A 25,890-nucleotide genomic window follows, 5' to 3' on the forward strand; every position below is an offset into this window, starting at 1 on the left:
TGAAACTTTTTTTCATTTCTTTTTTGTGTTGTGCCACTTCAGATTTGACAACTCAATTATTCTATCATCTTCATTTGACCTTGTCAACTACTTTTTGAAACTTTTTTTCAAACGGTTAACAGGTTCTCTAAAAGACAACTCAATTATTCTATCATCTTCAATTTCTGTTGTCAACTCTTTTTGTAGATTTTTTTATGAAATAATGAAAACTGATAACCTAAAAAGATTATCAGTTGTTATCCTGTAAAGATAATAAGTATTTTTCTTCCCCCATAGCTCTGACTTTCAGACCTTCTGTCGCACATGTCACTAATTCTCTGGATAATTGCCCTACGATTTCTCGTTCTATTTTCGTAAGGTGTTTTACTGAGAATTGTTTACGAAGATGCTTGTAATCTCTTCCAAAATGGTCAAAGAAGTCTGTTTCTTCTAGTATTTTTTCAAATTTTTCTAAATTTACAAGCAACCCTAATTGAAAGGCAATCGGTGCAAATGTCTTATCAAATGGTTGTGTACAGATACTTCTGAATTCAATTGTGCCTCTTTTGGTCAACTCCTGATAATGATAAGAACGATGTGTTTTCAAATCACTAGTAGTTGGAACAATTTCGTGCGACTGACCAGAGGTAGTCATAGCAGTTATTTTTTTCATTCTTAGAAAATCTTTTACAGTGATAGGAGGGAAGTAATAACATTTTGCATCACGTTCAATATAGAAGATGGCCGTTTTTTTCTGAAACTCAAGGTAATCTGTTTCTGTATTGAAATCCTCTGGATATACCCCGACATTATCCTCTATCAAACCATGCATAGAGGATTCCCAAAAATAATCTCGACTTATTGTCCAATCTTCACACTCGGCAAATTCAGAATTCGCAAAAAGGAGGGCCTTGACAGCTTCAATCTTATTAAATGCATTTATAACCCGTAGATAGTTTTCACGTGATACATCAAATTGAACCTGGTTGCCGCAAATAAAACCCGCATAATCCACATAGGGATGCATATGAGGGTAGTTTTCAGCCAATCTTAAATAAGCCATAAGCATCTTATAACGATCAGTAGCTACTGGCCTGTGGTCATTTAACTGCCAACTAGGATTTATTCCCACTCCCTGCAATTCATGATCATATAAAGCCAAGAACCCCTGTATTTCTTGCAAATATAATTCAAAGCGCTTGGCTACATCGTGAATACATTTTGCCTTTGCAAACGCCAATTCAAGCGTGTTATAGGTTACTTCAAATAGGATAAGATCACCATCATCATTAACAATCTCTATAGGATTGCCAGTTTCATCCAACTTCCTTACATAAAAATCCATATTCTTTGCAAGATGTACGAGTAAATCTTTGGCTACTTTTATAGAGGTGGGTCCTCCATTTTTATTCACTATTGGATATTCAAGTTCAATTCCAATAAATAATTCTGGTTTATCCTGTATTTTCGAAAGATAATAATCTTTAAAGAAGTTAGTAATTTCAGCCATGTATCCTCCATTCGTTCTTTAAAGTATATCAAATTTTATGCAAAAATAAAACGCCTGCTTACGAAATTATTCTACATTAGAGTAATTTCGTAAACAAGCGTCCAATCAATATGATGAGTGTTACCGCTGGGATGAACCCAGCGGCAGACCAGAGCTAGACTAAGGATTTGAAATAAATCCCATCATCATAACACTCAACAAAATTGATGATCTTATACAAGTTCGATAATTGCCATTGGGGCAGCATCACCACGACGTGGTTCAGTTTTGAGGATACGAGTATATCCACCATTGCGTTCTGCATAGCGAGGCGCGATTTCTGAGAACAATTTTTGAAGTACAGTAGTAGCTGTGTACTTGTCAGTAGCTTCATCATAGTTTTCAGATGCGATTTCGTTACGAACGAATGCAGCAGCTTGACGACGTGCGTGCAAGTCACCACGTTTACCAAGTGTGATCATTTTTTCAACTGTTTTACGGATTTCTTTAGCACGAGCTTCAGTTGTAACGATTGATTCGTTGATCAAAAGGTCAGTTGTCAAATCGCGCAACATTGCTTTACGTTGTGAGCTAGTGCGTCCTAGTTTACGGTATGCCATGATTTCCTCCTATATTATTTATCTTTCTTCAATCCTAGACCTAAGTCAGCCAATTTAACCTTGACTTCTTCAAGACTCTTACGACCAAGATTGCGCACTTTCATCATTTCTGGCTCGGTTTTTTCTGTCAAATCAAATACAGTATTGATGCCTGCACGTTTCAAACAGTTATACGAGCGAACAGATAGGTCCAATTCCTCAATCGTACGATCAAGCATACGGTCATCAGACGTTACTTCAGTTTCCTTCATTACTTCTGCAGATTTAGCAACTTCAGTCAAATCTGTAAATAGACCGAGGTGTTCCATCAAAATGCGAGCTGAAAGACCTAAAGCATCTTCTGGAATAATGGTACCATTTGTATTGATTTCAAGTGTTAATTTGTCAAATCCATCATTGCTACCAACGCGAGCTGGTTCAACCTGATAGTTGACTTTTGTCACTGGCGTATAGATTGAATCTACCGCAAGTGTTCCCACTGGTGCATCATCTTTTTTATTACCTTCAGCTGGCACATAACCACGACCTGAATTGACGGTCAAGGTAGCTCTAAAGCTTGCGCCTTCAGCAATAGTGAAAAGATAATGATCTGGGTTAATAATTTCAATGTCACTGTCAGTAAGAATATCCCCTGCTGTTACTTCAGCTGGACCTACTACATCAAGTTCAATCGTCTTTTCGTCTTCGACATAAGATTTTACAGCAATGCCTTTGATGCTAAGAATAATTTGCATAACATCTTCACGGACACCTGGAACTGTGTCGAATTCGTGGAGTACGCCATCAATTTTAATTGATGTTACTGCAGCACCTGGAAGTGAAGCAAGAAGTACACGACGAAGAGAGTTACCAAGAGTTGTTCCATAACCACGTTCTAGCGGTTCGATGACAAATCTGCCGTAATCTTTTTTTTCATCAATTTTTGTTATTGTTGGTTTTTCAAACTCAATCATTTCTTACTCCCTCTTAAACGAAAAGCTGTGTATGGTATGTATGATTATACACGGCGACGTTTTGGAGGACGAGCACCATTGTGTGGTACAGGAGTCACATCACGAATTGCTGTTACTTCAAGACCAGCGGCAGCAAGAGCGCGGATAGCAGACTCACGACCTGAACCTGGGCCTTTAACGGTAACTTCAACTGTTTTAAGACCGTGTTCTTGTGCAGATTTAGCAGCAGCTTCTGAAGCCATTTGAGCCGCGAATGGTGTAGATTTACGAGAACCTTTGAAACCAAGAGCACCAGCTGATGACCAAGCAATAGCGTTACCATGCACATCAGTAATCATAACAATAGTGTTATTAAATGTTGCGTGAATATGTGCAATACCAGATTCGATATTCTTTTTCACACGACGTTTACGTGTTGGTTTAGCCAATTTTTCTACCTCCTATTTTATTTTTTCTTACCTGCGATCGCAACAGCTTTACCTTTACGAGTGCGGGCATTGTTTTTAGTGTTTTGTCCACGGACAGGAAGTCCACGACGGTGACGGATACCACGGTATGAACCGATTTCCATCAAACGTTTGATGTTCAAGTTAACTTCACGACGAAGGTCACCTTCAACTTTGATTGCATCAACTTCGCGACGAATAGCGTCTTCTTGATCCGGTGTCAAATCTTTTACGCGAACATCTTCTGAAATACCTGCTGCTGCAAGAATTTTCTTAGAAGTTGCGAGACCGATACCATAAACATAAGTCAATGAAATAACTACACGTTTGTCATTTGGAATGTCAACTCCAGCAATACGAGCCATGTTTTCTCCTTTCTATTTCTTAACCTTGACGTTGCTTGTGTTTAGGGTTTGCTGGGCAAATCACCATAACACGACCATTACGACGAATGACTTTGCAGTATTCGCAAATTGGTTTGACCGATGGTCTTACTTTCATGTCTAATCCCTCCAAGTATTTCGACTATTTAAAGCGGTATGTGATACGTCCACGTGTCAAGTCGTATGGACTAAGCTCAACAGTTACGCGGTCACCGACCAAAATACGAATGTAGTTCTTACGGATTTTACCAGAAACAGTTGCAAGGACTTGGTGTCCATTTTCCAACTCAACAGTAAACATAGCATTTGGCATTGTATCAACTACTTTGCCTTCAATTTCAATCACATCTTCTTTTGCCATGCAAAAGTAACCCCTCTCTAAATATCGATTTGATGCCCTCTGAACACAGAGGTAACAATTATAAGTCAGACTAGGCTATTTTATCACTTTTGGTGGAAAAATGCAAGCCAAATCTATTAAGTTTATTGCAATTTTGATAGCACAGTATCAATTGCTTGGAAAACAAGTTCGATGTCTTGGTCACCTTCAATATCATGCACCAATCCTTTGGCACGATAGTGTTCGATAATCGGTTGACCTTGTGCAATGTTTACTTCTAAACGGCGTTTAACAGATTCTGGCTTATCATCTTCACGTTGGTAGAAATCTTCCTCTTTGTAATCCCCAACTGGTGGATTGAATACCTTGTGGAAGGTTTCACCTGTTTCCTTATGAATGATGCGGCCACTTAGACGCTCAATCAATTTTGATGGATCAATATCAATGTTGATTACTCCTTGCAATTCAATACCCAAATCCGCCAAGTTTGCATCTAGTGCATGGGCTTGTTCGATAGTACGTGGGTAACCGTCCAACAAGAAACCTTTTTCTTTAATATCATCTTGAACCAAGCGCTCTTTGACAATGCCATTAGTAACTTCATCTGGTACTAAATCGCCCTTGTCAATATAAGACTTAGCCAAAACCCCCATCTCAGTCTGATTCGCCATCGCTGCACGGAACATATCGCCAGTAGAAATATGAGCAACATTAAATTTCTCTACAATCTTAGCTGCCTGTGTCCCCTTACCAGCACCTGGTAAACCCATAATTAAAAGATTCATGACAAACTCCTTATTTTGTTTTCACATAAATTTGCCAACATTGACAAACTTATCTAAAAACAAAATAGAAGGTTGACGAGGTCAACCTATATTCTATTCTGTAATTTCCAAGAAACCTACATATTTTCTCTTTAGAAGGTAGCCTTCCAACTGCTTAATACCTTCGATACTTGTTGAAATCAAGATGATCAAACTTGTACCCAAGAAAGCAATATTCGAAGAAAGCCCAAAGAGATTTTGTGCAAGAATTGGTAGCAAGGCAATAAAGCTTAGGAATAGCGCGCCAATCGCAGCTAATCGCTTCAGCAATTTAGACAAGAATTGCTCTGTCCCATTTCCAGGCCGTACGCCGTGGATATAGGCAGCACTCTTTTGTAAACTTTCTGCAGTTTTTTCAGGATTAACCTGAACGAATGTATAGAAGAAAGTAAACAAGATAATCAAACTTGCGTAAACAATCATTCCTTTGACAGTTGAATAATCAAAGTATTCTTGAACTGCCATTAACCAACCTGCACTTCTGTTCTGACTTGCAAAATATTGAATCAAAGAAGTTGGAACTGCAGTAATGGAACCTGCAAAGATAACGGGAATAACTCCTGCTGGATTCAATTTTAGGGGCAAGTAAGAGCTAGAAGGTGCACCTTGAGCACGTTTTGTGTACTGAATTGGTAGTTTATACTCAGCTTGTTGTACAAATGTTGTAAAGTAAATTACAAAAAGTATCAAGACAATCAATGCTGCAACAAAAACCGCAGATTGTCCCAGACGACTCGATTCAATATTAACAAAACGGTCGATGTAAATCTCATAAAAAGTTCCTGGCAAGGATGAAATGATACCTGCAAAGATAATCATTGATGTCCCATTACCGTAGCCTTTTTCAGAAATTTGTTCTCCTAACCAAGTAACAATAACTGAACCAGTTGTTAAAATGGAACCAATTAACAAATAAGTTTGCCAGTTAAGTGGCATATTTGTTAATTTTGCACCTGATAGAGCATTGAAACCTGCTGTGATACCGATAGACTGAACAAACGCCAACACCAAAGAGATGTAGCGGGTCGCTTGATTTAACTTCCGTCGACCAACTTCACCCTGTTTTCCCCATTCTACAAATTTTGGTAAGATATCCATTTGTAAGAGTTGAACAATGATAGAAGCCGTTATATATGGGCTAACCCCTAGCGCAAATACCGAAAAATTTCGCATTGCATTACCAGAAACCAGACTCAACATGTTCAAAAATGGGACATTTGACAAGGCTTCAAGACTTTTTGCATTTACTCCTGGCACTGTAATATGAGTACCGATTCGGAAAACCAAAAGGATAAAAATGGTAAATAGAATTTTACTACGCACCAATTTTATTTTCAAGGCATCCTTTAAAAGCTTAAAAAACATAGGCTGTCACCTCTTAGATGACTTCTACTGAGCCACCTTTAGAAGTGATTGCTTCTTCAGCTGATTTAGAGAATTTAGCAGCCTTAACTGTCAATTTCTTCGTCAATTCGCCGTTACCAAGGATTTTGATACCTGATTTTTCAGCTTTAACAATACCAGCTTCGATAAGTACAACTGGTGTTACTTCAGCACCATCTTCAAAAGCGTTCAATTGATCAAGGTTAACGATTGCGTATTCTTTAGCGTTGATGTTTGTAAATCCACGTTTTGGAAGACGACGGAACAATGGAGTTTGTCCACCCTCAAAACCTAGACGAACACCGCCACCGCTACGAGCTTTTTGACCTTTTTGACCACGGCCAGAAGTTTTACCGTTACCTGATGATGTACCACGACCTACACGGTTGCGGACTTTACGAGAACCTGTAGCAGGTTGCAATTCATGAAGTTTCATTACTTATTTTCTCCTCTTTTATATGCTAGCGCCTGTGGAATACAAGAGTCTTTATCCACAAACTCGCTTATTTTATTAAATTGACTAGAAGTCGCAAAGAATTTTCTATGCGACTTAGCCATTTGTTATTTTACTTAACTTCTTCTACAGTTACCAAATGAGAGATAGCGTTAACCATACCAAGGATAGCTGGGTTATCTTCCTTAACAACTGAAGAGTTCAATTTACCAAGTCCAAGTGCAACAACTGTTTTACGTTGTTCTGGTTTGCGACCGATTGGAGACTTAGTCAAAGTGATTTTAATTTGAGCCATGAGTATCTCCTTTCTTATGCTAAATCAGAAACTGAGATGCCACGAAGTGCAGCCACTTCTTCAGCACGTTTCAATTGTTTCAAACCTTCAACTGTTGCGCGAACGATGTTGATTGGTGTGTTTGAACCAAGTGACTTAGAAGTCACATCTGCGATACCTGCCAATTCGATTACGGCACGAGTTGCACCACCGGCAGCAACCCCAGAACCTTCTGAAGCAGGTTTCAACAATACACGAGCTCCTCCAAATTCTGAACGAACTTCGTGAGGAATTGTTGTACCAACCATTGGTACTTCAATCATGTTTTTCTTAGCAGATTCAACTGCTTTACGGATAGCTTCTGGTACTTCTTGAGCTTTACCAGTACCGAAACCTACGCGACCGTTACGGTCACCAACAACCACAAGAGCTGCAAAACGAAGACGACGTCCACCTTTAACAACTTTTGTAACACGGTTGATGGCTACTACGCGTTCTTCAATTTCAACTGCGTTATCTTTGAATGCCATTTCTTAGTGTCCTCCCTATTAGAATTTCAATCCGTTTTCACGAGCTGATTCAGCCAAAGCTTTCACACGTCCGTGATAGAGATATCCACCGCGGTCAAAGACCACTTCAGAAATACCTTTAGCTACCGCGCGTTCAGCAACGAGTTTACCTACAACAACAGCTTGTTCTGTCTTAGTACCTTTTGAAACTTCTTTATCAAGAGTAGAAGCGCTTGCGAGCGTTACACCCGCTACGTCATCAATCACTTGAGCGTAGATGCCTGTATTAGAACGGAAAATGTTCAAACGTGGGCGAGCAGCAGTTCCAGAGATTTTACCGCGAACGCGACGGTGGCGTTTTTGGCGGATTTTGTTTTTATCTGGTTTTGAAATCACAATATTCACCTCTTAATGTATGATTCTGTTTCTTACGAAACAATTTGAGAAATAGTCAGCCAGGTGGCTCAGCCACCCCAGCAAGCTATTATTTACCTGTTTTACCTTCTTTACGGCGAACGAATTCACCAACGTAGCGGATACCTTTACCTTTGTATGGCTCAGGAGCGCGAAGGCTACGGATGTAAGCTGCTGTTTGACCAACAACTTCTTTGTTGATACCAGACACGATGATTTGTGTTGGTGTTGGAACTTCAAATGTGATACCTTCTGGTGCAACCACTTCGTCTGGGTGTGATTTACCAACAGCAAGTGTCAATTTGTTACCAGCCAATTGAGCACGGTAACCGACACCACGCATTTCAAGTTCTTTTTTGAAGCCTTCAGAAACACCAACAACCATGTTGTTGAGGTTAGCACGGCTAGTACCGTGAATAGTCTTCATTTCTTTTGAATCGTTTGGACGGTGAAGAGTAACTTCTGTACCTTCCACACGGATTTCAATAGCAGTTGGGAATTCACGAGTCAATTCCCCTTTAGGTCCTTTTACAGTTACCATGCCGTTGTTTTGAGCAAGCTCAACACCAGCAGGCAATGTAATTACTTTATTACCAATACGTGACATATTTTTTATTCTCCTGTTAAATTATCAGGCCGTCAAGCGACCAGTTTTCACGGGGGCTCATTTAAACACGGACAATAGCCCGTGTTCGATTGAGCAGGTTACATGATACTAAATAATCAATCAGTAGGTCTGATTTGAACGCGCACGAAGAACTGGTCCTCTCGCGTTTGTATCATGCTTTTAGGTTTCAATTTCTAAATGTGGCAAGGCAGAGCGACGTAGACCATACTTGAGTAGTCAAGACGCTCTAACACAGGCACATGACGAAATTGGAAGCTAAAAGATTACCAAACGTATGCGATAACCTCACCACCAACGTTCTTTTGACGAGCTTGTTTGTCAGTCAAAAGACCTTCTGATGTTGAGATGATTGCGATACCAAGTCCGTTAAGAACTTTTGGAATATCTTCACGTTTTGAGTAAACACGAAGACCTGGTTTTGAAACGCGTTTCAAGTTAGTGATAACTTTTTCACCGTTTGGTCCGTATTTCAAGAATACGCGGATGATGCCTTGTTTGTCATCTTCGATGAATTCTACGTTTTTTACAAAACCTTCGTTTTTAAGGATTGTAGCAATACCTTTTTTGATGTTTGATGCAGGAACTTCAAGCACTTCGTGTTTTGCTTGGTTAGCGTTACGAATACGTGTCAAAAAATCTGCAATTGGGTCAGTCATAACCATTTGTTGTTTCTCCTCTTACTAGCAGTTTGAACTAGTCACTTGCTAGTTAATGATGTCCTTGCGGACAAGTGATATGTGTATATAGAATAAGTTGCTAGTCCTATGCAAGTCTAGGAAGCACTTCGCAGGCAGTACTAGCGTATGGCAAGAAGTACTGACGACGAATTGCAACGGAATAGCAAGTTATTCTTACCAAGAAGCTTTTGTTACGCCAGGAATTTGTCCAAGGTAAGCCAAGTCGCGGAAGCATACACGGCACAATTTGAATTTGCGGTAAACTGAGTGTGGACGTCCACATTTTTCACAGCGTGTGTAAGCTTGTGTAGAGAACTTAGCTGGGCGTTTGTTCTTAGCGATCATTGATTTTTTAGCCATTTATTCTCTCCCTCTTATTTTGCAAACGGCATACCAAGGCCAGTAAGCAATGCACGTGATTCTTCGTCAGTGTTAGCAGTTGTAACGATAACGATATCCATACCGCGAGTTTTATCAACATCGTCGAAGTTGATTTCTGGGAAGATCAATTGCTCTTTCACACCAAGTGTGTAGTTACCACGTCCGTCAAATGACTTAGTTGGTACACCGTGGAAGTCACGTACACGTGGAAGTGAAACTGTAACCAATTTGTCCAAGAACTCATACATACGTTCGCCACGAAGAGTTACTTTCGCACCGATTGCAACACCCTCACGAAGACGGAAGCCGGCGATTGATTTCTTAGCTTTAGTGATAAGTGGTTTTTGACCTGAGATCAAAGCCAATTCTTGAGCAGCTTTCTCAAGGTTTTTAGCGTTAGAAACAGCGTCACCAACACCCATGTTCAAAACGATCTTATCAACTTTTGGCACAGCCATAACTGAAGAATAGTTAAATTGTTCAGTCAAAGCAGGAACTACTTCATTAAGATATTTTTCTTTTAAACGATTTGCCATTATACTTCTCCTTTCCTTCGTGATTAATCAAGCACTTCGCCTGATTTTTTGTTGTAGCGAACTTTTTTGCCGTCTACAAACTTGTAACCAACGCGTCCTGCAACACCATTTTTGTCAAGAACTTGAACGTTTGACACATGGATTGGAGCTTCTTTTTCAACGATAGCGCCTTGAGGGTTTTCGCTGTTTGGTTTTTGGTGTTTCTTAACGATGTTAACACCTTCAACAATAACTTTGTTTACTTTTGGAAGTGCTGTTACGACAACTGCTTCAACGCCTTTGTCTTTACCAGCGATTACGCGAACTTTATCGCCTTTTTTTACAAACATTTGATTTCTCCTATAATTTCTTACGCCCTAATGGGCACCCTGGTTAGTGATTTAACCAGGGGACTTAGTTTGTTTTCTAGTTTACTAAATCCGTCACAGACTTCGTTAGTTTGTAACAAATTTCCTAAAACTATTTGATTAAAGTACTTCTGGTGCCAATGAAACGATTTTCATGAAACCGCCATCACGCAATTCACGTGCCACTGGGCCAAAGATACGAGTTCCGCGAGGGTTTTTGTCTTCACGGATGATAACTGCAGCATTCTCATCGAATTTGATGTATGAACCATCAGCGCGACGAGCACCTGTCTTAGTACGAACGATAACGGCTTTAACAACGTCACCTTTTTTAACCGCACCACCAGGAGTAGCTTGTTTTACTGAAGCAACGATGATGTCGCCGATGTTCGCGAATTTACGTCCTGAACCACCAAGAACTTTGATTGTCAAGATTTCACGTGCGCCACTGTTGTCAGCAACTTTCAAACGAGTTTCTGTTTGAATCATGTCAATTTTCTCCTTTCAGGTTGATTAAATGATAACTGCCTCTTCCACAACTTCTACAAGACGGAAACGTTTTGTAGCTGAAAGTGGGCGAGTTTCCATGATACGAACGATATCGCCTTCTTTAGCAACATTGTTTTCATCATGAGCTTTGTACTTTTTAGAGTAGTTAATACGTTTACCATAGACTGGGTGGTTACGTTTTGTTTCAACTACAACTGTGATTGTTTTGTCCATTTTGTCAGATACTACGCGTCCAACAAGAACTTTACGATTATTGCGTTCCATTGAAATTCTCCTTTCCCAATCTATTATTTAGTTTCAGATTGCACAGTTTTGATACGTGCAATTTGTTTCTTCACTTCGTTCAAACGAGCAGTTTGCTCAAGTTGACCAGCAGCAGCTTGGAAACGAAGTTCGAAGAGTTCTTTCTTCAATTCGTTTTCTTTCTTAGCAAGTTCTTCTTGAGAAAGGCCACGAAGTTCTTTTACAAAATCTTTAATTTCTTGAAGTTTCATGTCTTCTCCTTATTCTGCTTCACGTTTTACGAATTTAACTTTAACTGGCAATTTGTGACCAGCAAGGCGGAATGCTTCGCGTGCGATTTCTTCAGAAACGCCAGCTACTTCAAACATAACCTTACCGCGTTTAACTGGAGCTACCCAACCTTCAGGAGCACCTTTACCAGAACCCATACGTACACCGATAGCTTTAGCAGTGTATGATTTGTGTGGGAAGATCTTAATCCAAACTTTACCACCACGTTTCATGTAACGCGTCATAGCGATACGGGCAGCTTCGATTTGGCGGTTTGTAATCCATGAGCTAGTAGTTGCTTGAAGACCGTATTGACCAAAGTCTACTTGTTTTCCACCTTTAGCTTCACCGCGCATTTTTCCACGGAATTCACGACGGTGTTTTACACGTTTAGGTACTAACATTTGTTATTTACCTCCTTTAGTGTTTTTACGAGCTGGAAGAACTTCACCACGGTAGATCCATACTTTGATACCAAGTTTACCGTAAGTTGTCAAAGCTTCTTCCCAAGCGTAGTCGATATCCGCACGAAGTGTATGAAGAGGAACAGTTCCTTCTGAGTAGCCTTCTGCACGGGCAATATCAGCACCGTTCAAACGACCAGAAACTTGTGTTTTGATACCTTTTGCACCAGCGCGCATTGCACGTTGGATAGCTTGTTTTTGAGCACGGCGGAATGCCACACGTTGCTCCAATTGACGAGCGATTGACTCACCAACAAGGTGTGCATCCAAATCAGGTTGTTTGATTTCGATGATGTTGATGTGTACTTGCTTACCAGTCAATTTGTTCAATTGAGCACGAAGTGCATCAACGTTGCTACCAGCTTTACCGATAACCATACCTGGTTTAGCAGTGTGGATAGAAACGATAACTTTGTTTACAGCACGTTCGATTTCGATTGTTGATGTTGACGCATCAGCCAATTCTTTTTTGATAAAGTTGCGGATTGCAAGATCTTCATGAAGGTAATCCGCGTATTCTTTTTCAGCATACCATTTAGCATCCCAATCACGGATGATGCCAACACGCATACCAATTGGATGTACTTTTTGACCCACGTTTTTACCTCCTTATTTCTCTGCCACAACTACAGTGATGTGAGCTGTGCGTTTGTTGATTGGTGAAGCAGAACCTTTCGCACGTGGACGGAAACGTTTCAACGTTGGTCCTTCGTTTGCGAATGCTTCGCTGACTACCAAGTTAGCTTTTTCCAAACCAAAGTTGTTTTCAGCGTTAGCGATTGCTGAGTTCAAAACTCCCTCGATAATGCCTGCAGCTTTGTTTGGTGTGAATTTCAAGATTGCGATTGCGTCTGCTACGCTTTTGCCACGGATGTTATCCAAGACAAGACGTGATTTACGAGGTGAAACACGTACTGTGCGAGCAGTTGCTTTAGCTGAAGTAATTTCTGCCATTGTGTTTTCCTCCTAAATTATTTACGACGAGTTTTCTTGTCGTCAGCAGCATGACCTTTGTAAGTACGAGTTGGTGCAAATTCACCAAGTTTGTGACCTACCATGTCTTCTTGAATGTATACAGGTACGTGTTTACGTCCATCGTAAACTGCGATTGTATAACCGATGAAACTTGGGAAGATCGTTGAACGACGTGACCAAGTTTTAATTACTTTTTTCTTTTCGTCGTTTGCTTGAGCTTCAACTTTTTTCATCAAATGCTCATCGACGAAAGGTCCTTTTTTAAGACTACGTCCCATTTTAGTGTTTTCTCCTTTAAAATATGTACCACAGCGGCTTGCCCGCTTTGCGGGCTACCGAGTTGGCGGATGATATAGAATGCTATGCAACTAAGAATAGATTATTTTTGGTTGCGACGACGAACGATAAGTTTGTCAGATTTAGCTTTCTTGTTACGAGTTTTCAAACCAAGAGCTGGTTTACCCCATGGTGTAGATGGTGCTTTACGACCAACTGGTGCTTTACCTTCACCACCACCGTGTGGGTGATCGTTAGGGTTCATTACAGAACCGCGAACTGTTGGACGGATACCTTTCCAACGGCTACGACCTGCTTTACCAAGGTTAACAAGGCCATGTTGTTCGTTACCTACAGTACCAACAGTAGCACGGCAAGTACCAAGGATCATACGAACTTCACCTGATTGTAGGCGAACAAGAACGTATTTACCTTCTTGACCAAGAACCTGTGCAGATGCACCAGCAGCACGAACCAACTCACCACCGCGACCTGGTTTCAACTCGATGTTGTGAACAACAGTACCGACTGGGATGTTTGCAAGTGGAAGTGCGTTACCAACTTTGATATCTGCTTCTGGACCTGAAACGATGCGTTGACCAACTTCAAGACCTTTAGGAGCAATGATATAAGCTTTAACACCGTCTGTGTAGTGTACAAGAGCGATGTTTGCTGAACGGTTTGGATCGTATTCGATCGTTTTAACGATTGCTTCAACGCCATCTTTGTTACGTTTGAAGTCTACCAAACGGTAGAAACGTTTGTGACCGCCACCTTGGTGACGAACAGTGATGCGACCGTTGTTGTTACGACCAGCTTTGCTCTTCAAAGCAACAAGCAAGCTTTTTTCTGGAGTGCTTGTTGTGATTTCAGCGAAGTCCAAAGAAGTCATGTTACGACGGCCATTTGTCGTTGGTTTATAAACTTTAATACCCACGTTAATTCCTCCTTTGATTATTCAGCGTCAGCTGTAGCGAACAATTCGATCGCTTTTGAATCAGCAGCCAATGTGATGATTGCTTTTTTCACTTTGTTTGTGCGACCTACATAACGACCTACGCGTTTTGTTTTAGGTTTCACGTTGATTGTGTTCACATTTGCAACTTTAACACCCTCGAATGCAGCTTCAACAGCTTGCTTGATCAAGAGTTTGTGTGCACGAGTGTCAACTTCAAATACATACTTGCCTGCTTCGAGTTGGCCCATTGAGCTTTCTGTGATGACAGGTTTTTTGATAACATCATACAAATTCATTATGCAAGAACCTCCTCAATTTTAGAGATAGCTGCTTGAGTTACAAGAAGTTTGTCTGCATTTGCGATGTCAAGTACGCTTGCAGTTGTTGCAGTTGCAACTTTAACTCCTGGGATGTTACGAGCAGAAAGAGCTGCGAATTCGTTGCCTTCTTCAAGAATAACAAGGACTTTAGAATCAATGCTCAATGCTGCAAGTACTTTTGCAAATTCAGCAGTTTTTGGAGCTGTGAATTCAAGTGAGTTAACAGCTACAAATTTGTTTTCAGCAACTTTTTCTGAGTAAACAGATTTAAGTGCCAAGCGACGAACTTTTTGTGGAAGTTTGTACGCGTATGAACGTGGAGTTGGTCCGAAGACTACGCCACCGCCACGCCATTGTGGTGAACGAATAGAACCTTGACGAGCACGTCCAGTTCCTTTTTGACGCCATGGTTTGCGTCCGCCACCTGAGACTGCTGAACGGTTTTTAACTGCGTGAGTACCTTGACGAAGGCTAGCTCGTTGGCTGATGATCACATCAAATACAACTGCTTGGTTTGGCTCGATACCAAAAATCGCATCGTTAAGAACTACTTCACCAGCTTGTTTACCAGTTTGGTCAAATAATGTTACGTTTGCCATTTCGACTGATTTCCCCTTTCCTTATTATTTACCAGCTTTAACTGCTGACTTGATAGTGATAAGAGATTTCTTAGCACCTGGTACGTTACCTTTGATAAGGATAACGTTCTTTTCTGGAACAACTTGTACAACCTCAAGGTTTTGAATTGTTACACGGTTGCCGCCCATGCGACCTGCAAGGTTTTTACCTTTGAATACACGGCTAGGTGCAATAGGACCCATAGAACCTGGACGACGGTGGTAACGAGAACCGTGAGCCATAGGACCACGTGATTGACCATGGCGTTTGATAACACCTTGGAAACCTTTACCTTTAGATGTACCAGTTACATCAACAACATCACCAGCTGCGAAAGTTTCAACTGTAATTTCTTGTCCAACTTCCAAGCCTTCAATGTTTTTGAATTCACGAATGAAGCGCTTAGGAGCTGTGTTAGCTTTAGCTACATGGCCTTTGGCAGGTTTGTTGCTCAATACTTCACGTTTGTCATCAAAACCAACTTGAACTGCAGCATAACCATCAGTTTCAACTGTTTTCACTTGAAGAACAACGTTTGGAGTTGCTTCGATGACAGTAACAGGGATAAATTCACCAGATTCAGTGAAGATTTGAGTCATTCCCACTTTTTTCCCTAAGATTCCTTTTGTCATGAGAAAAATATTCCTTTTCTTATTTTGTATTTAAAAAGTTTTTAACGAGCGTTTTTCATGCTCAAACCAAGATACAAAGGGCGTCAAACTCAAAGTGAAAATAGGAAACTTGACGAAGAAACTTCTGTTTCTAGGAAAGTTTATCTTTTTCACACGGAGTTTAGCCCGTGTTCAATTATGAACACTTGCTTTTAGCCTACCTTGTTACTTGATTACAACTTGATTTCTACGTTCACACCACTTGGAAGATCCAATTTCATCAATGCGTCAACTGTTTTTTGAGTTGGGTTGATGATGTCGATCAAGCGTTTGTGTGTACGCATTTCAAACTGCTCACGAGAGTCTTTGTACTTGTGAGTCGCACGGATGATAGTGTAGAGGCTACGTTCTGTTGGAAGCGGAACTGGACCTGCTACTTGAGCACCTGTACGGGTTGCAGTTTCAACGATTTTTGCAGCTGCTGTATCAAGTGTACGGTGTTCGTACGCTTTCAAGCGGATGCGGATTTTTTTGTTTGCCATCTTTTTCTCCTTTTCGTCTATTTAAGATAATAGGCTAGCTCCACAAGAAAACCAACACGGGTCACGTGGCAATGCAACCGAGCGTGTCGCAACCTCTTGCATCAAAGCTAAAGCCGTAATTTTACGGCACTAGAACATTCTATCAAATTATATTGTGCATTGCAAGAGTTTTTACTTAAAAATTTAAAAATCCCAAAACTTCTGTTTTGGGAGGCGGTTCGTGTATTCTATCGACATTATTCTTATAGTAATTAGTAGAAAACAATCATCGAAAGTCCTTTAAATGTTCTTGTAAATCCCTAAGCATATTCTTGCGACCATTGAAACTCTGACCACTGATGAGTTTTTCATAATTTTCCAATTGGTCCATAGACAAATTTTTCCGATAATCCCTCAAGGCACCTCTCAACATTAACAGTTCATCATTGACTAAACCTGGCGATTGTATTACTTGTGATAGTTCATGTATGTCTTCATGAGGCATTCGGTCAAACTTTCGCTTTTTACTTTCCTGTCTGCGAACATAGTCCTTAATCCGATTTCTGAATTTAACCTTGAAATAACAATACAACTGAGCTCTTTCCCCAATCAACCATGGTTGATCCTCCAATAATTCAAACAAGGTTATCATGCCTTCCTGCTCCCAGTCATCTCTGTCCCACAGTTTGATATAAAACTCTTTACGAGTCTTGTTAACAATTCCTTTTACGCAATCATAGACCTTTTCAAATTCCATCATCCTATCTCCTTTGTTTGATGGTTTAAGTTTATCGAAAAGAGCTAACTTTCTACAGGACATTTTTGTCTACTAACTTAGTAAATATGATTTATCAATTGTATTTTATTGTAAGTTGGCCATTATTAAATCCAATTCTTCTTTGATTTTAGTGTTATTTTTATGAGCTTCCATAAGAAAAAATCGTTAGAAATATCATTCTAACGACGGAGAGCAGATCAAAATATTCACCAGACCTTAATTCGTTCTTTGGTTTTCAAACTCATGATAAAAAGGTCCACCCGGACCTAGTTTTGCTCTCCTGTTTTCAAGCAAAAGATAAAAAGGTCCCCCGGACCTGATAAAAAGGTCCCCCGGACCTGATAAAAAGGTCCCCCGGACCTGATAAAAAGGTCCCCCGGACCTGATAAAAAGGTCCCCCGGACCTTTTTATTCCTCCATAAAGCTGTTAAAGACTTCTTCAATCATATCCCATTCTGCTGTTGCGTCTTCTGGGATTGGTTGGAGGTCGCCTTCTGTGCCGTTCTCATTTTCAATGTATGAGTAGGCTTGGATTTCAACCTCTCCGTTCTCATCTTCTTCTGCGCTTGCAGGAATCAAAAGAACATAGTTTTTTCCAAACTCTTCTTGACCATCAATTGTCAATAAAATTTCAAAAAGTGTTTCATTACCTTGGTCGTCTACCAAAGTAATCAATTCACGTTCGTCGTGATTGTGGTCGTGTTCATGGTCATGATGATGTGCCATTCGTATCTCCTTTAAAATGTTCTATCTAAATAATTTTGCAAAATCAGCTGGGCAGCCAATTTATCAATAACTTTCTTACGTTTTCCGCGGCTAATATCTGCCTGTTCAATCAGCATACGCTCCGCAGCAACAGTTGTCAAACGTTCATCCTGGTAATCAACTGGTAGGTTATAACGTTCTATCAATAAATTACCATAGGCTTGACTAGCTTCCACACGAGGTCCACTAGTATTATTCATATTCTTGGGCAAGCCGACAACAAATTTATCAACCTTATATTGTTCAACCAGCTCGGTTAAACGTTGAAAACCAAATTCACCCTTTTCCTCATCGATTTGGATGATTTCCAAGCCTTGAGCCGTGAAGCCCAAGGGATCTGAAATGGCTACACCAACTGTCTTAGAACCGACGTCTAATCCCATTATTCTCATTAGAGGTCAATCCCATTTCCTTTCAGGTAATAGCGCACCAATTCTTCAATGATTTCATCGCGTTCGTGTTTACGAATTTGATTGCGGGCGTCATTGTAGCGAGGAATATAAGCAGGGTCCCCACTTAATACATAGCCAATGATTTGGTTGATTGGATTATAACCTTTTTCCTCCAATGAACGATAAACACTAGTCAAGGTTTGGCTGATTTCTTGTTTATCTGTGTCATCCAAACGAAAACGAACTGTTTCTTCTGTGAATCCCATACTTACACCTTCTTTCAATTTTTATTCATTTTCATTATATCATATTTCCAGAGCAAGCACAAAGAAAGTGTAAAAAGAACCCTGAAACAGAGTTCTCCTCACTCTTATAAGGCTGCTCGCATACGAGCTTGGGCATTTTCTACATTACGAACCGCTCGTGGTAAGAAGGCACGAATATCATCTTCCTTATATCCCACCTGCAATCGCTTCTCATCAATCAGAATTGGACTTTTCAAAATACGTGGATTAGAAGTAATCAAGTCAATCACTTCGTTGACACTCAAATCTTCTATATCAAAGTCCAAACTTTTTGCATAGCGATTTTTTGACGATACAATGCTCGCAATACCATTTTCCGTCTTGGTCAGGATGTTTAAAATTTCTTCCTTGGTGATTGCCTCTTTAGCTAGGTTATGTTCGTTATAGGACAATTGATGGGCATTCAACCAGTTCTTTGCTTTCTTACAAGAAGTACAACTAGATACTGTATAAATTTTAATCATGTAGTCACTCCTTTGCTACATCTTAGTAAGCACATTATAGACTATTATACCACAAATTCCATCCGTCTGTAGACCTATTTTTAAAAAAACTTTAAATTTCGGGGCGAATATTCGTTTTTTAATCAGAAAAAAGTCTGGATAATCCAAACTTTTTCGCTTTTATTCTTCTAATTCAATACCGCCATCCAAGTCCAAAATAACATCTTGAACCTCTTCGATTGCAACAGGAGCCTCTTCTGTCACGACTTCTGGTGTTTCCTCACCTTCAATCAAGCCGTAGTGAATACGGATTTTGCGGTCAATTTCGTCAAAGACTTCTGGATGTTCAACGAGATACTTCTTAGCATTCTCAGAGCCTTGTCCGATTTTTTCGCCATTATATGAATACCATGCACCAGCTTTTTTGATAAAACCAAGATTGGTTCCAATCTCAATCAATTCACCTGTACGAGAAATTCCTTCACCATACATGATTTCAACAACAACCTCTTTAAAGGGAGGGGCTACCTTGTTCTTCACGATTTTCACCTTGGTTTCCTTACCAACGTTTTGATCTTTTTGGTCACCAGTACCCTTGATTTGCGTATTACCACGAACATCCATACGGACAGAAGCATAGAACTTAAGGGCACGCCCACCAGGCGTTGTTTCAGGGTTACCAAACATAACCCCAACTTTTTCACGTAATTGGTTAATGAAAATAGCTACTGTCTTGGTTTTGTTAATAGAAGCACCAAGTTTACGCATGGCCTGGCTCATCATACGTGCCTGCAAACCAACGTGGCTATCGCCGATATCACCGTCGATTTCTGCACGAGGTACAAGGGCTGCAACCGAGTCAACAACAACCAAGTCAACCGCACCTGAGTCAATCAACTTACCAGCAATTTCCAGACCTTGTTCCCCTGAGTCTGGCTGTGACAAGAGCAACTCATCGATGTTTACACCAAGAGCCGCTGCATAGGCTGGATCCAAGGCGTGTTCCGCATCGATAAAGGCAGCGATCCCACCATCTTTCTGAGCCTGAGCTACTGCGTGCAAAGCAACGGTTGTCTTACCTGAACTTTCAGGACCATAAATTTCCACAATACGCCCTTTAGGATAGCCACCTGCACCTAAGGCGATATCGATAGACAGACTACCTGAGCTCATCACCTGAACTTTCTGTTCGGCACGCTCTCCCAAGCGCATCACCGCACCCTTACCAAAATCTTTTTCAATAGCTTTAAGGGCATCGTCGAGCGCCTTTTTACGCTCATCTCCAAATTTCTTTGTAATTTCTTCTAATTTTTTAGCAGGTTTTTTAGCCAATGCTGTTCTCCTCTTTTCTTAATCAAACTATTATAGCAAAATTCTTTTCTTTCACAAAGTGTTTCGTACAAAATCTAAGGCTTGCAAGCAAGCTAATTGGCGGATGTGTTGCCAGGAGTAGCCTCCCAAGTCAACCTCTTTTTGGGAAATGCCAGAGGTGTCAGCCAAGGCTAGATATACCTTTGCAAGAACGTTATCCTCTGTCGACTCAGGCTTGATAAGTACCGACACAGCCAGTCCCAAATCAGCCTGTAGCTCCTCACGAATGCCATCAGCTTCTTCTGAGCACCTGCCCGATTTTGTACCTAACTGACCGATGACTTGACCACCGCTAAAATAAGGTTGCCCAGCCAACGCCAAGCTGACTTCTGACTGTAAAAGTCCGCCTGTTCCCTGTTCGACGATGGCTATGCTTTTATTCTTTTCCACCAATCGCTCTGCTACTGTCTGTACTAGACTATTTTCCTCACCGTAAGCATAGAAATATTCTCTCAGTTTATCACGTTGTAAGATGTCTTCTTCCAACTGTTTCAGACGGAAATCCGCTTCTTCTTGACTGTTTGCCTTGGTGGACAAGCGCAAGGTCACTTCACCAACCTTGGCATAGGGGGCAAGAGTTGGGTCAGTTTGTTTATCAATCAAATCAGCTAAAATCGTCACCAACTGACTTTCGCCAATACCAAAAAAGCGTAGAACACGAGAATAGAGTTGCTGACTTGACTGGTTAAGCAAAGGTTGTAAACTTTCTGTAAACATGGCTCTAAGTTCACTTGGAGGACCAGGTAAGACAACATAGATCACTCCAGCTTGCTCAATCAAGCCTCCTACTGCCAAACCAGCTGGATTTTGCAAAGCCTGACTTCCCTCAACGATTTGTGCTTGGCGTTCATTGTTGGGCGTGCGGACACGACCTGGTCGGCTGGTAAAGAAGCGGTCTAATTTTGCCATGGCTTTTTCATCAAAGACCAATTTTCTACCTAAGAAGGTTGCCAAAGTCTGCTTAGTCAAGTCATCTTCTGTTGGACCCAATCCTCCACAGAGAATAACTATCTCACTACGCTTGCTGGCTACCTCCAGTACAGACAAAAGCCTCTGTTCATTATCTCCAACAGCTGTGTGGAAGTAAACATCAATTCCCAGCTCTGCGCATTTCTCCGAAAGGAACTGGGCATTGGTATTAACGATTTGTCCTGTCAAAATCTCCGTCCCGACGGCAATTAGTTCTGCTTTCATATTCCTCCTCTGTCTAGGGTGCGATTGCTCGCTCATCTAATTAGTTCGTAATTGATTTCTAAAATCACAGGATTCTTCGTGCTCATTTAACAGAGCCGGTAAACTTAAAACTTCGCTTCTCAGATTTCTAACCGTCTACTCTACATAGACACTCTCACCTATAACTTTTTTACCCAAGTACATAACCATCATACTGGTACGTTAATTGAACACAGACTAAGGACTGTGAGAAAAAAATTATCAGATTTCTAAACTTCACAAAATGACGCAATTGACATCTGGTAAAATTTCTGTTCTGCTGTTCATTTTCTCTTTGTCCTTTATGTCCTTTGCATCTGGACACGACATGAGCCATAAAAATCGACATTATTTTTGTGGCGAATTAGTAAGGTACCTAGGCAAGTCGCAAATAGCGATTGCCGTAGTATGATGAGTTGCTTCAGCAACCATCAGACTGGTACGTTACTTCATCAGCATTTTAAGGGCTGATTTGATGTAGTTTTCTGCAGTGTCGGTAGTGCCGTCAAAGAATTTCTTTATTTTCTTAAGTTCGGCTGGGCGGTAACCAAGGGCTTCCATGGCTTCCATGGCTTCATCGAGGGCGACATTCTCACTGGCAGGTGCTACTGGTTGAACAGGTCCTGTTTCCTCACTCATGACAAACTTGCCTTCCAAGTCCAAAATCATCTGCTGGGCTGTTTTCTTACCAATCTTTGGAAACTTGGTCAGGTAGGTGATATTCTTCTGCTCAATAGCCCGCACCAGACCGTCATTATCATCAACTGCAATAATGGCCAAAGCCGTTGTCGGACCAATTCCTGATACTGAAATCAGGCTGAGAAAGACGGATTTTTCAGCCTCTGTCGCAAATCCGTAGAGCAAATGAGCATCTTCACGAATAACTTGATGGGTATAGACCGTTACTTCTTGCTGGACCTGTCCAGAGTAAGCATATGGGTTAGCCACCTGCAAGAGGTAACCTACCCCATGCGTTTCTACTACAATATACTTTGCAGTGATTTTTGTTAACATTCCTTTGATATAGTCGTACATATACTTCCTTTATCGATGATAATTTATGTCTTTCCATTGTACCATAAAAAGCCTCGCTATTGATAGCGAAGCTAGGTTTCAATATCCGACGGATAGGTTGCCTACACAATGAACGAGCATCGGATAACAAAGATTGCCTGTTCTGTGATAGAGATAACCCAAGTAAATACCCGAACAAATCTGGGGAATCGTGTTGATAATTTCTGAACTATCCAGAGATTTAGCATGCCCTAAGCCAAAAATGAGACCTTGCAAGACAATAGCAAACCATGGATTTAAAACATTTTTCAGACTATCCTGTAAACATTTCCGATAAAAAAGTTCTTCAACAATTGGACCGATGATTCCCACTATCAGCAAAAAGATTGGAAGTGGGACGATTTGGCTTATCTTATTAACTGCTGTGACATTGCCTATACCTTCTGAGATATGGAATGATTTCACTATCAAGTATTGGAGAAAACTTCCTCCATACATGACCAAAAAGTCTGCAAGATAAAACAAAGGGAATTGGTAAAGCAGTTTCCAGCTCCGCAATTTTCTAAAATCAGTCCAAAGCAACTCTCTATAGTGGTACATACCAAGTGCAAATAGCAAGACAAAACTAGCAAGCTGGTAATAAAGACTATGAATCGGACTAAATCCTAAATAGCGGTGAAGCTTGACCAGCAGACTGAGCACACCAAGAACAATAAATGCAATAAATAGTCTATCCTTTCGGATCATACGATGACCTCGCTTTATAAAGATTTGGTCAACATGAATTCTTGGATAAGGAAACCGATGAGGAGAAAAACGATGAGGAAAGGAAGCAAGAGAGTGGCATTGCCACCGACAAAAATACCTAGACTGAATAGGATTAGGAGAATCAGGTAATTTATCCAGACCCGCCTTTTCTTAGCCTTGACTTGTAAGCCAATTAACTGGTCAAAAGAGAGATGATAACGTTGGGCAATGCTGACTAGACTGGCACTATCAGGTAAGGTGCGACCTTTTTCCCAGTTTAAGACTGTTTGCCGTGACACTCCGATTGCTTTTGCCAAGGTTTCTTGCGATTCCTGTCGTTTTGTTCGCTCCATGTGAATGAGCTGTCCAAGATTGGTCATGTTTCCTCCTTTACATTACAAGCTGGCAGTAAAAATAGCTAGTCCAAATGCTTTTACATGGGTGTTAAAATCCTTAATACTTCCCCAACTCACGTAAACTCGTGTGATTTTCCTGAATGCGTCTAAACATTTTTTCCATGTCCGACTTGCTGAAATGCACCAAGACTGGTCGGCCGTGCGGGCAGTTATAAGGATTTTGACAATGGGATAATTGCCGCAACAAATCACGCGCTGAATAATCATCCAAGGCATGATTGGCCTTAATCGAACGCTTGCAGGACATCATAATGGCCAACTCAGCCCGATACTGCTTGATGGACACCTGGTCTGTTAGAAGTAGCATATCGCACATCTCGTAAATACCAGCCTCAATCTCCTCTTCCTTCATCCAGATAGGGTGCTCACGTAAGATGAATTGGTTGACACCATACTCTTCCAAGTTGACACCAACTTGACGGAGGGCATCCATTTTATGTGCAAGATTTAGGGCATCATTTTGAGGGAATTCAAAGATATAAGGCACCAGCAACTGCTGAGCAGAGTTATCTACCTGACCAATCTTCTCACGGTAGTATTCGTATTTGACCCGCTCCTGTGCAGCATGTTGGTCGATGATATACAGTCCTGTTTTTCCTTGTGCAAAAAGATAGGTGCCGTGCATTTGACCAAAATATTCCAATTCTGGGAAGGTCGAGGTTTCTTCCTGATCCAACTTGTCTGCCACCTTAGCAAGTTCCTTACTAGTTAGATTTGGGTGGTCAAGATCATCAGTAATTTCTGTCTGCCGTTGGGCAAATTTGATAGTGACAGACTTGTCAACTTGACTTGTCATCTCTGTCAGGTTCTTGTCTTCTTCCAAAGGCTTGATGTCTTCTGAAACCACCTCTGGTTTGAGGAAGAAGTCCTGCTTGATAGTGTCATAGTAGAGCTTGCTTTCCTTGAGTGGCAAGGTGACCTGCTCTGCTTTGACCTTGGTACGCGTACTAGACTGGGCCAGATTTTCCAGGGCGTCAGGAATTAAATCCTGCTCCTTTAGTGCCTTAATAATGGCCTCGCGAATCAGAGTCATGAGTTCCTTTTCCTTGGAAATACGGACCTCTTGCTTGGTTGGATGGACATTGACATCAGCCAAATAAGGATCAATCTCAATAGAAATCACCGCCAGCGGAAAACGCCCTACCATGAGCTTACTACCGTAACCTTCCAAAATGGCACGGTTGAGTAGGAAGTTCTTGATATAACGTCCATTGATGAAAATGGAAATGTAATTGCGGTTGGCACGGGTCAATTCTGGCAGGGAAACATAGCCCGAAACGTGAAAATCCAAGTCCTCAGCCTCAATCTCCACCATTTTTTTAGCAGAAGCAATACCGTAGATACCCGAAATAGCTTGACGGAGCTTACCCGTTCCAGCTGTCCGCATCAATTCCCGTCCTTCATTGACCAGGGTAAAGGCGATTTCAGGATGGGCCAGGCTCAGCCTGTTGATAATATCAGCGATATGCGATAACTCGGCCTGCTGACTACGGACATACTTAAGACGGGCAGGGGTATTGTAAAACAAATCCGAAACGGTTATCTGGGTGCCGACTGGGCGACTGATTGGCTCCTCTAACTCAACGATACCACCCTTGGAAACCAAACGCAAACCGTGGGCATGGTTGGCTGTAGCCGTTTCAATAACCATTTGACTGACAGAGGCGATGGAGGGCAGGGCTTCACCACGGAAACCCAAGGTCCGAATTCGAAAAAGGTCCGCCTGATTTTTGATCTTACTGGTGGCATGACGGCGTAAAGCCAAAGCTACTTGGTCAGGGGCAATACCTTCGCCGTTGTCTGTAATTTGAATAGTTTTTAGCCCAGCTTCTTCGATACGAATTTCTATCTGGCTGGCGCCTGCATCAATCGAGTTCTCCACCAACTCCTTAACCACACTGGCAGGTCGCTCAATCACCTCACCTGCTGCAATCTGGTTGGCTAAAATTTCTGGTAATTCGATAATTTGTGCCATACTTTTTCCTACATTTCTTTAGACATTCTTTTTCCATCTACCTATTTCTCCATTATACCACACATCCTA

Annotated in this window: 41 protein-coding genes; all 41 read right to left on the minus strand. The window is 41.1% G+C overall.

Going from position 1 to position 25,890, the window contains the following annotated elements; genetic code table 11:
• Nucleotides 1-229: 229 nt before the first annotated feature.
• The 41 genes from C1G49_RS09540 to mutL all read right to left on the minus strand — a co-directional run bounded on the left by C1G49_RS09540 (nt 230) and on the right by mutL (nt 25,821).
• A complete protein-coding gene (locus tag C1G49_RS09540) occupies nt 230-1,489 on the minus strand; it encodes a glutamate-cysteine ligase family protein (protein WP_105125507.1) in 1,260 nt (419 codons plus the stop codon).
• 212 nt (nt 1,490-1,701) lie between these two features.
• A complete protein-coding gene (gene rplQ / locus C1G49_RS09545; protein ID WP_105113652.1) occupies nt 1,702-2,088 on the minus strand; it encodes a 50S ribosomal protein L17 in 387 nt (128 codons plus the stop codon).
• Nucleotides 2,089-2,102: 14 nt separating this feature from the next.
• On the minus strand, nt 2,103-3,041 hold the full coding sequence (locus C1G49_RS09550; protein WP_105118192.1) for a DNA-directed RNA polymerase subunit alpha: 939 nt from the start codon (nt 3,039-3,041) through the stop codon (nt 2,103-2,105).
• A gap of 44 nt (nt 3,042-3,085) precedes the next feature.
• Nucleotides 3,086-3,469, minus strand: coding sequence for a 30S ribosomal protein S11 (rpsK, locus tag C1G49_RS09555; protein WP_004195509.1), 384 nt, complete (start codon nt 3,467-3,469; stop codon nt 3,086-3,088).
• 17 nt (nt 3,470-3,486) lie between these two features.
• Nucleotides 3,487-3,852, minus strand: a complete 366-nt coding sequence (gene rpsM / locus C1G49_RS09560; protein WP_099832346.1) for a 30S ribosomal protein S13 — start codon at nt 3,850-3,852, stop codon at nt 3,487-3,489.
• 19 nt (nt 3,853-3,871) lie between these two features.
• On the minus strand, nt 3,872-3,988 hold the full coding sequence (gene rpmJ, locus C1G49_RS09565; RefSeq protein ID WP_001808836.1) for a 50S ribosomal protein L36: 117 nt from the start codon (nt 3,986-3,988) through the stop codon (nt 3,872-3,874).
• A gap of 24 nt (nt 3,989-4,012) precedes the next feature.
• Nucleotides 4,013-4,231 (minus strand): translation initiation factor IF-1, encoded by a 219-nt coding sequence (gene infA, locus C1G49_RS09570; RefSeq protein WP_002936627.1) that lies wholly within the window; start codon nt 4,229-4,231, stop codon nt 4,013-4,015.
• A gap of 122 nt (nt 4,232-4,353) precedes the next feature.
• Nucleotides 4,354-4,995, minus strand: coding sequence for an adenylate kinase (locus C1G49_RS09575; RefSeq protein WP_105125508.1), 642 nt, complete (start codon nt 4,993-4,995; stop codon nt 4,354-4,356).
• Between the two features lie 93 nt (nt 4,996-5,088).
• Nucleotides 5,089-6,399: a preprotein translocase subunit SecY gene (gene secY, locus C1G49_RS09580; RefSeq protein WP_105125509.1), complete on the minus strand. Its 1,311-nt coding sequence runs from the start codon at nt 6,397-6,399 to the stop codon at nt 5,089-5,091.
• 13 nt (nt 6,400-6,412) lie between these two features.
• Nucleotides 6,413-6,853, minus strand: coding sequence for a 50S ribosomal protein L15 (rplO, locus tag C1G49_RS09585; protein ID WP_105125510.1), 441 nt, complete (start codon nt 6,851-6,853; stop codon nt 6,413-6,415).
• A gap of 130 nt (nt 6,854-6,983) precedes the next feature.
• Nucleotides 6,984-7,166: a 50S ribosomal protein L30 gene (gene rpmD / locus C1G49_RS09590; RefSeq protein WP_002936638.1), complete on the minus strand. Its 183-nt coding sequence runs from the start codon at nt 7,164-7,166 to the stop codon at nt 6,984-6,986.
• A 14-nt stretch (nt 7,167-7,180) separates the two neighbouring features.
• Nucleotides 7,181-7,675: a 30S ribosomal protein S5 gene (rpsE, locus tag C1G49_RS09595; RefSeq protein WP_002936639.1), complete on the minus strand. Its 495-nt coding sequence runs from the start codon at nt 7,673-7,675 to the stop codon at nt 7,181-7,183.
• 18 nt (nt 7,676-7,693) lie between these two features.
• A complete protein-coding gene (gene rplR / locus C1G49_RS09600; RefSeq protein WP_002936641.1) occupies nt 7,694-8,050 on the minus strand; it encodes a 50S ribosomal protein L18 in 357 nt (118 codons plus the stop codon).
• Nucleotides 8,051-8,138: 88 nt separating this feature from the next.
• The gene (gene rplF, locus C1G49_RS09605; RefSeq protein ID WP_105125511.1) at nt 8,139-8,675 is read right to left on the minus strand and encodes a 50S ribosomal protein L6; all 537 of its coding nucleotides are present in this window, start codon (nt 8,673-8,675) and stop codon (nt 8,139-8,141) included.
• A 284-nt stretch (nt 8,676-8,959) separates the two neighbouring features.
• Nucleotides 8,960-9,358, minus strand: a complete 399-nt coding sequence (gene rpsH, locus C1G49_RS09610) for a 30S ribosomal protein S8 (RefSeq protein ID WP_002936647.1) — start codon at nt 9,356-9,358, stop codon at nt 8,960-8,962.
• A 189-nt stretch (nt 9,359-9,547) separates the two neighbouring features.
• The gene (locus C1G49_RS09615; RefSeq protein ID WP_002936651.1) at nt 9,548-9,733 is read right to left on the minus strand and encodes a type Z 30S ribosomal protein S14; all 186 of its coding nucleotides are present in this window, start codon (nt 9,731-9,733) and stop codon (nt 9,548-9,550) included.
• Between the two features lie 14 nt (nt 9,734-9,747).
• Complete coding sequence (gene rplE / locus C1G49_RS09620) at nt 9,748-10,290, minus strand: 50S ribosomal protein L5 (protein WP_002936653.1); 543 nt, start codon at nt 10,288-10,290, stop codon at nt 9,748-9,750.
• Nucleotides 10,291-10,313: 23 nt separating this feature from the next.
• On the minus strand, nt 10,314-10,619 hold the full coding sequence (gene rplX, locus C1G49_RS09625; RefSeq protein WP_002936656.1) for a 50S ribosomal protein L24: 306 nt from the start codon (nt 10,617-10,619) through the stop codon (nt 10,314-10,316).
• Between the two features lie 138 nt (nt 10,620-10,757).
• The gene (gene rplN, locus C1G49_RS09630; RefSeq protein ID WP_002936658.1) at nt 10,758-11,126 is read right to left on the minus strand and encodes a 50S ribosomal protein L14; all 369 of its coding nucleotides are present in this window, start codon (nt 11,124-11,126) and stop codon (nt 10,758-10,760) included.
• Between the two features lie 24 nt (nt 11,127-11,150).
• On the minus strand, nt 11,151-11,411 hold the full coding sequence (gene rpsQ, locus C1G49_RS09635; RefSeq protein ID WP_000440801.1) for a 30S ribosomal protein S17: 261 nt from the start codon (nt 11,409-11,411) through the stop codon (nt 11,151-11,153).
• Between the two features lie 23 nt (nt 11,412-11,434).
• The gene (gene rpmC / locus C1G49_RS09640; protein WP_002936659.1) at nt 11,435-11,641 is read right to left on the minus strand and encodes a 50S ribosomal protein L29; all 207 of its coding nucleotides are present in this window, start codon (nt 11,639-11,641) and stop codon (nt 11,435-11,437) included.
• Nucleotides 11,642-11,650: 9 nt separating this feature from the next.
• Nucleotides 11,651-12,064 (minus strand): 50S ribosomal protein L16, encoded by a 414-nt coding sequence (rplP, locus tag C1G49_RS09645; RefSeq protein WP_002936660.1) that lies wholly within the window; start codon nt 12,062-12,064, stop codon nt 11,651-11,653.
• Nucleotides 12,065-12,067: 3 nt separating this feature from the next.
• Nucleotides 12,068-12,721 (minus strand): 30S ribosomal protein S3, encoded by a 654-nt coding sequence (rpsC, locus tag C1G49_RS09650; RefSeq protein ID WP_044689746.1) that lies wholly within the window; start codon nt 12,719-12,721, stop codon nt 12,068-12,070.
• Between the two features lie 12 nt (nt 12,722-12,733).
• Nucleotides 12,734-13,078, minus strand: a complete 345-nt coding sequence (gene rplV / locus C1G49_RS09655; protein ID WP_002936662.1) for a 50S ribosomal protein L22 — start codon at nt 13,076-13,078, stop codon at nt 12,734-12,736.
• A gap of 17 nt (nt 13,079-13,095) precedes the next feature.
• Nucleotides 13,096-13,377, minus strand: a complete 282-nt coding sequence (rpsS, locus tag C1G49_RS09660; protein ID WP_000533766.1) for a 30S ribosomal protein S19 — start codon at nt 13,375-13,377, stop codon at nt 13,096-13,098.
• A gap of 101 nt (nt 13,378-13,478) precedes the next feature.
• Nucleotides 13,479-14,312, minus strand: a complete 834-nt coding sequence (gene rplB, locus C1G49_RS09665) for a 50S ribosomal protein L2 (protein WP_002936663.1) — start codon at nt 14,310-14,312, stop codon at nt 13,479-13,481.
• Between the two features lie 17 nt (nt 14,313-14,329).
• Nucleotides 14,330-14,629 carry a 50S ribosomal protein L23 gene (locus C1G49_RS09670; protein WP_004195491.1) on the minus strand — a complete coding sequence of 100 codons (300 nt, stop codon included), beginning with the start codon at nt 14,627-14,629 and terminating at the stop codon, nt 14,330-14,332.
• Entirely contained in the window at nt 14,629-15,252 is a 624-nt protein-coding gene (gene rplD / locus C1G49_RS09675) for a 50S ribosomal protein L4 (RefSeq protein WP_004195490.1), read from the minus strand. The genes C1G49_RS09670 and rplD overlap by 1 nt, the downstream gene beginning before the upstream one ends.
• 24 nt (nt 15,253-15,276) lie before the next feature.
• Nucleotides 15,277-15,903, minus strand: coding sequence for a 50S ribosomal protein L3 (gene rplC, locus C1G49_RS09680; RefSeq protein WP_004195488.1), 627 nt, complete (start codon nt 15,901-15,903; stop codon nt 15,277-15,279).
• Nucleotides 15,904-16,115: 212 nt separating this feature from the next.
• A complete protein-coding gene (rpsJ, locus tag C1G49_RS09685; RefSeq protein WP_002939332.1) occupies nt 16,116-16,424 on the minus strand; it encodes a 30S ribosomal protein S10 in 309 nt (102 codons plus the stop codon).
• A 265-nt stretch (nt 16,425-16,689) separates the two neighbouring features.
• Nucleotides 16,690-17,163: a sigma-70 family RNA polymerase sigma factor gene (locus C1G49_RS09690; RefSeq protein WP_238595876.1), complete on the minus strand. Its 474-nt coding sequence runs from the start codon at nt 17,161-17,163 to the stop codon at nt 16,690-16,692.
• A gap of 426 nt (nt 17,164-17,589) precedes the next feature.
• Nucleotides 17,590-17,907 (minus strand): DUF1292 domain-containing protein, encoded by a 318-nt coding sequence (locus tag C1G49_RS09695; RefSeq protein ID WP_004195480.1) that lies wholly within the window; start codon nt 17,905-17,907, stop codon nt 17,590-17,592.
• A gap of 11 nt (nt 17,908-17,918) precedes the next feature.
• Nucleotides 17,919-18,338 (minus strand): Holliday junction resolvase RuvX, encoded by a 420-nt coding sequence (ruvX, locus tag C1G49_RS09700; protein ID WP_105125512.1) that lies wholly within the window; start codon nt 18,336-18,338, stop codon nt 17,919-17,921.
• On the minus strand, nt 18,338-18,604 hold the full coding sequence (locus C1G49_RS09705; RefSeq protein ID WP_029177693.1) for an IreB family regulatory phosphoprotein: 267 nt from the start codon (nt 18,602-18,604) through the stop codon (nt 18,338-18,340). The genes ruvX and C1G49_RS09705 overlap by 1 nt, the downstream gene beginning before the upstream one ends.
• 104 nt (nt 18,605-18,708) lie before the next feature.
• Nucleotides 18,709-19,107 (minus strand): transcriptional regulator Spx, encoded by a 399-nt coding sequence (gene spx, locus C1G49_RS09710; RefSeq protein WP_029177692.1) that lies wholly within the window; start codon nt 19,105-19,107, stop codon nt 18,709-18,711.
• Nucleotides 19,108-19,266: 159 nt separating this feature from the next.
• Nucleotides 19,267-20,418, minus strand: a complete 1,152-nt coding sequence (gene recA, locus C1G49_RS09715) for a recombinase RecA (RefSeq protein WP_105125513.1) — start codon at nt 20,416-20,418, stop codon at nt 19,267-19,269.
• A 51-nt stretch (nt 20,419-20,469) separates the two neighbouring features.
• Nucleotides 20,470-21,651, minus strand: coding sequence for a competence/damage-inducible protein A (locus tag C1G49_RS09720; protein ID WP_105125514.1), 1,182 nt, complete (start codon nt 21,649-21,651; stop codon nt 20,470-20,472).
• A gap of 462 nt (nt 21,652-22,113) precedes the next feature.
• The gene (gene ruvA, locus C1G49_RS09725; protein WP_105125515.1) at nt 22,114-22,704 is read right to left on the minus strand and encodes a Holliday junction branch migration protein RuvA; all 591 of its coding nucleotides are present in this window, start codon (nt 22,702-22,704) and stop codon (nt 22,114-22,116) included.
• A 78-nt stretch (nt 22,705-22,782) separates the two neighbouring features.
• Nucleotides 22,783-23,430, minus strand: coding sequence for a CPBP family intramembrane glutamic endopeptidase (locus C1G49_RS09730; protein ID WP_105125516.1), 648 nt, complete (start codon nt 23,428-23,430; stop codon nt 22,783-22,785).
• A gap of 14 nt (nt 23,431-23,444) precedes the next feature.
• Nucleotides 23,445-23,810 (minus strand): helix-turn-helix domain-containing protein, encoded by a 366-nt coding sequence (locus tag C1G49_RS09735; RefSeq protein WP_105125517.1) that lies wholly within the window; start codon nt 23,808-23,810, stop codon nt 23,445-23,447.
• 73 nt (nt 23,811-23,883) lie between these two features.
• Nucleotides 23,884-25,821, minus strand: a complete 1,938-nt coding sequence (mutL, locus tag C1G49_RS09740; protein ID WP_105125518.1) for a DNA mismatch repair endonuclease MutL — start codon at nt 25,819-25,821, stop codon at nt 23,884-23,886.
• Nucleotides 25,822-25,890 lie beyond the last annotated feature (69 nt).

Origin of the sequence: Streptococcus suis, assembly GCF_002960625.1 — a bacterium.
GTDB classification, from domain to species: domain Bacteria; phylum Bacillota; class Bacilli; order Lactobacillales; family Streptococcaceae; genus Streptococcus; species Streptococcus suis_T.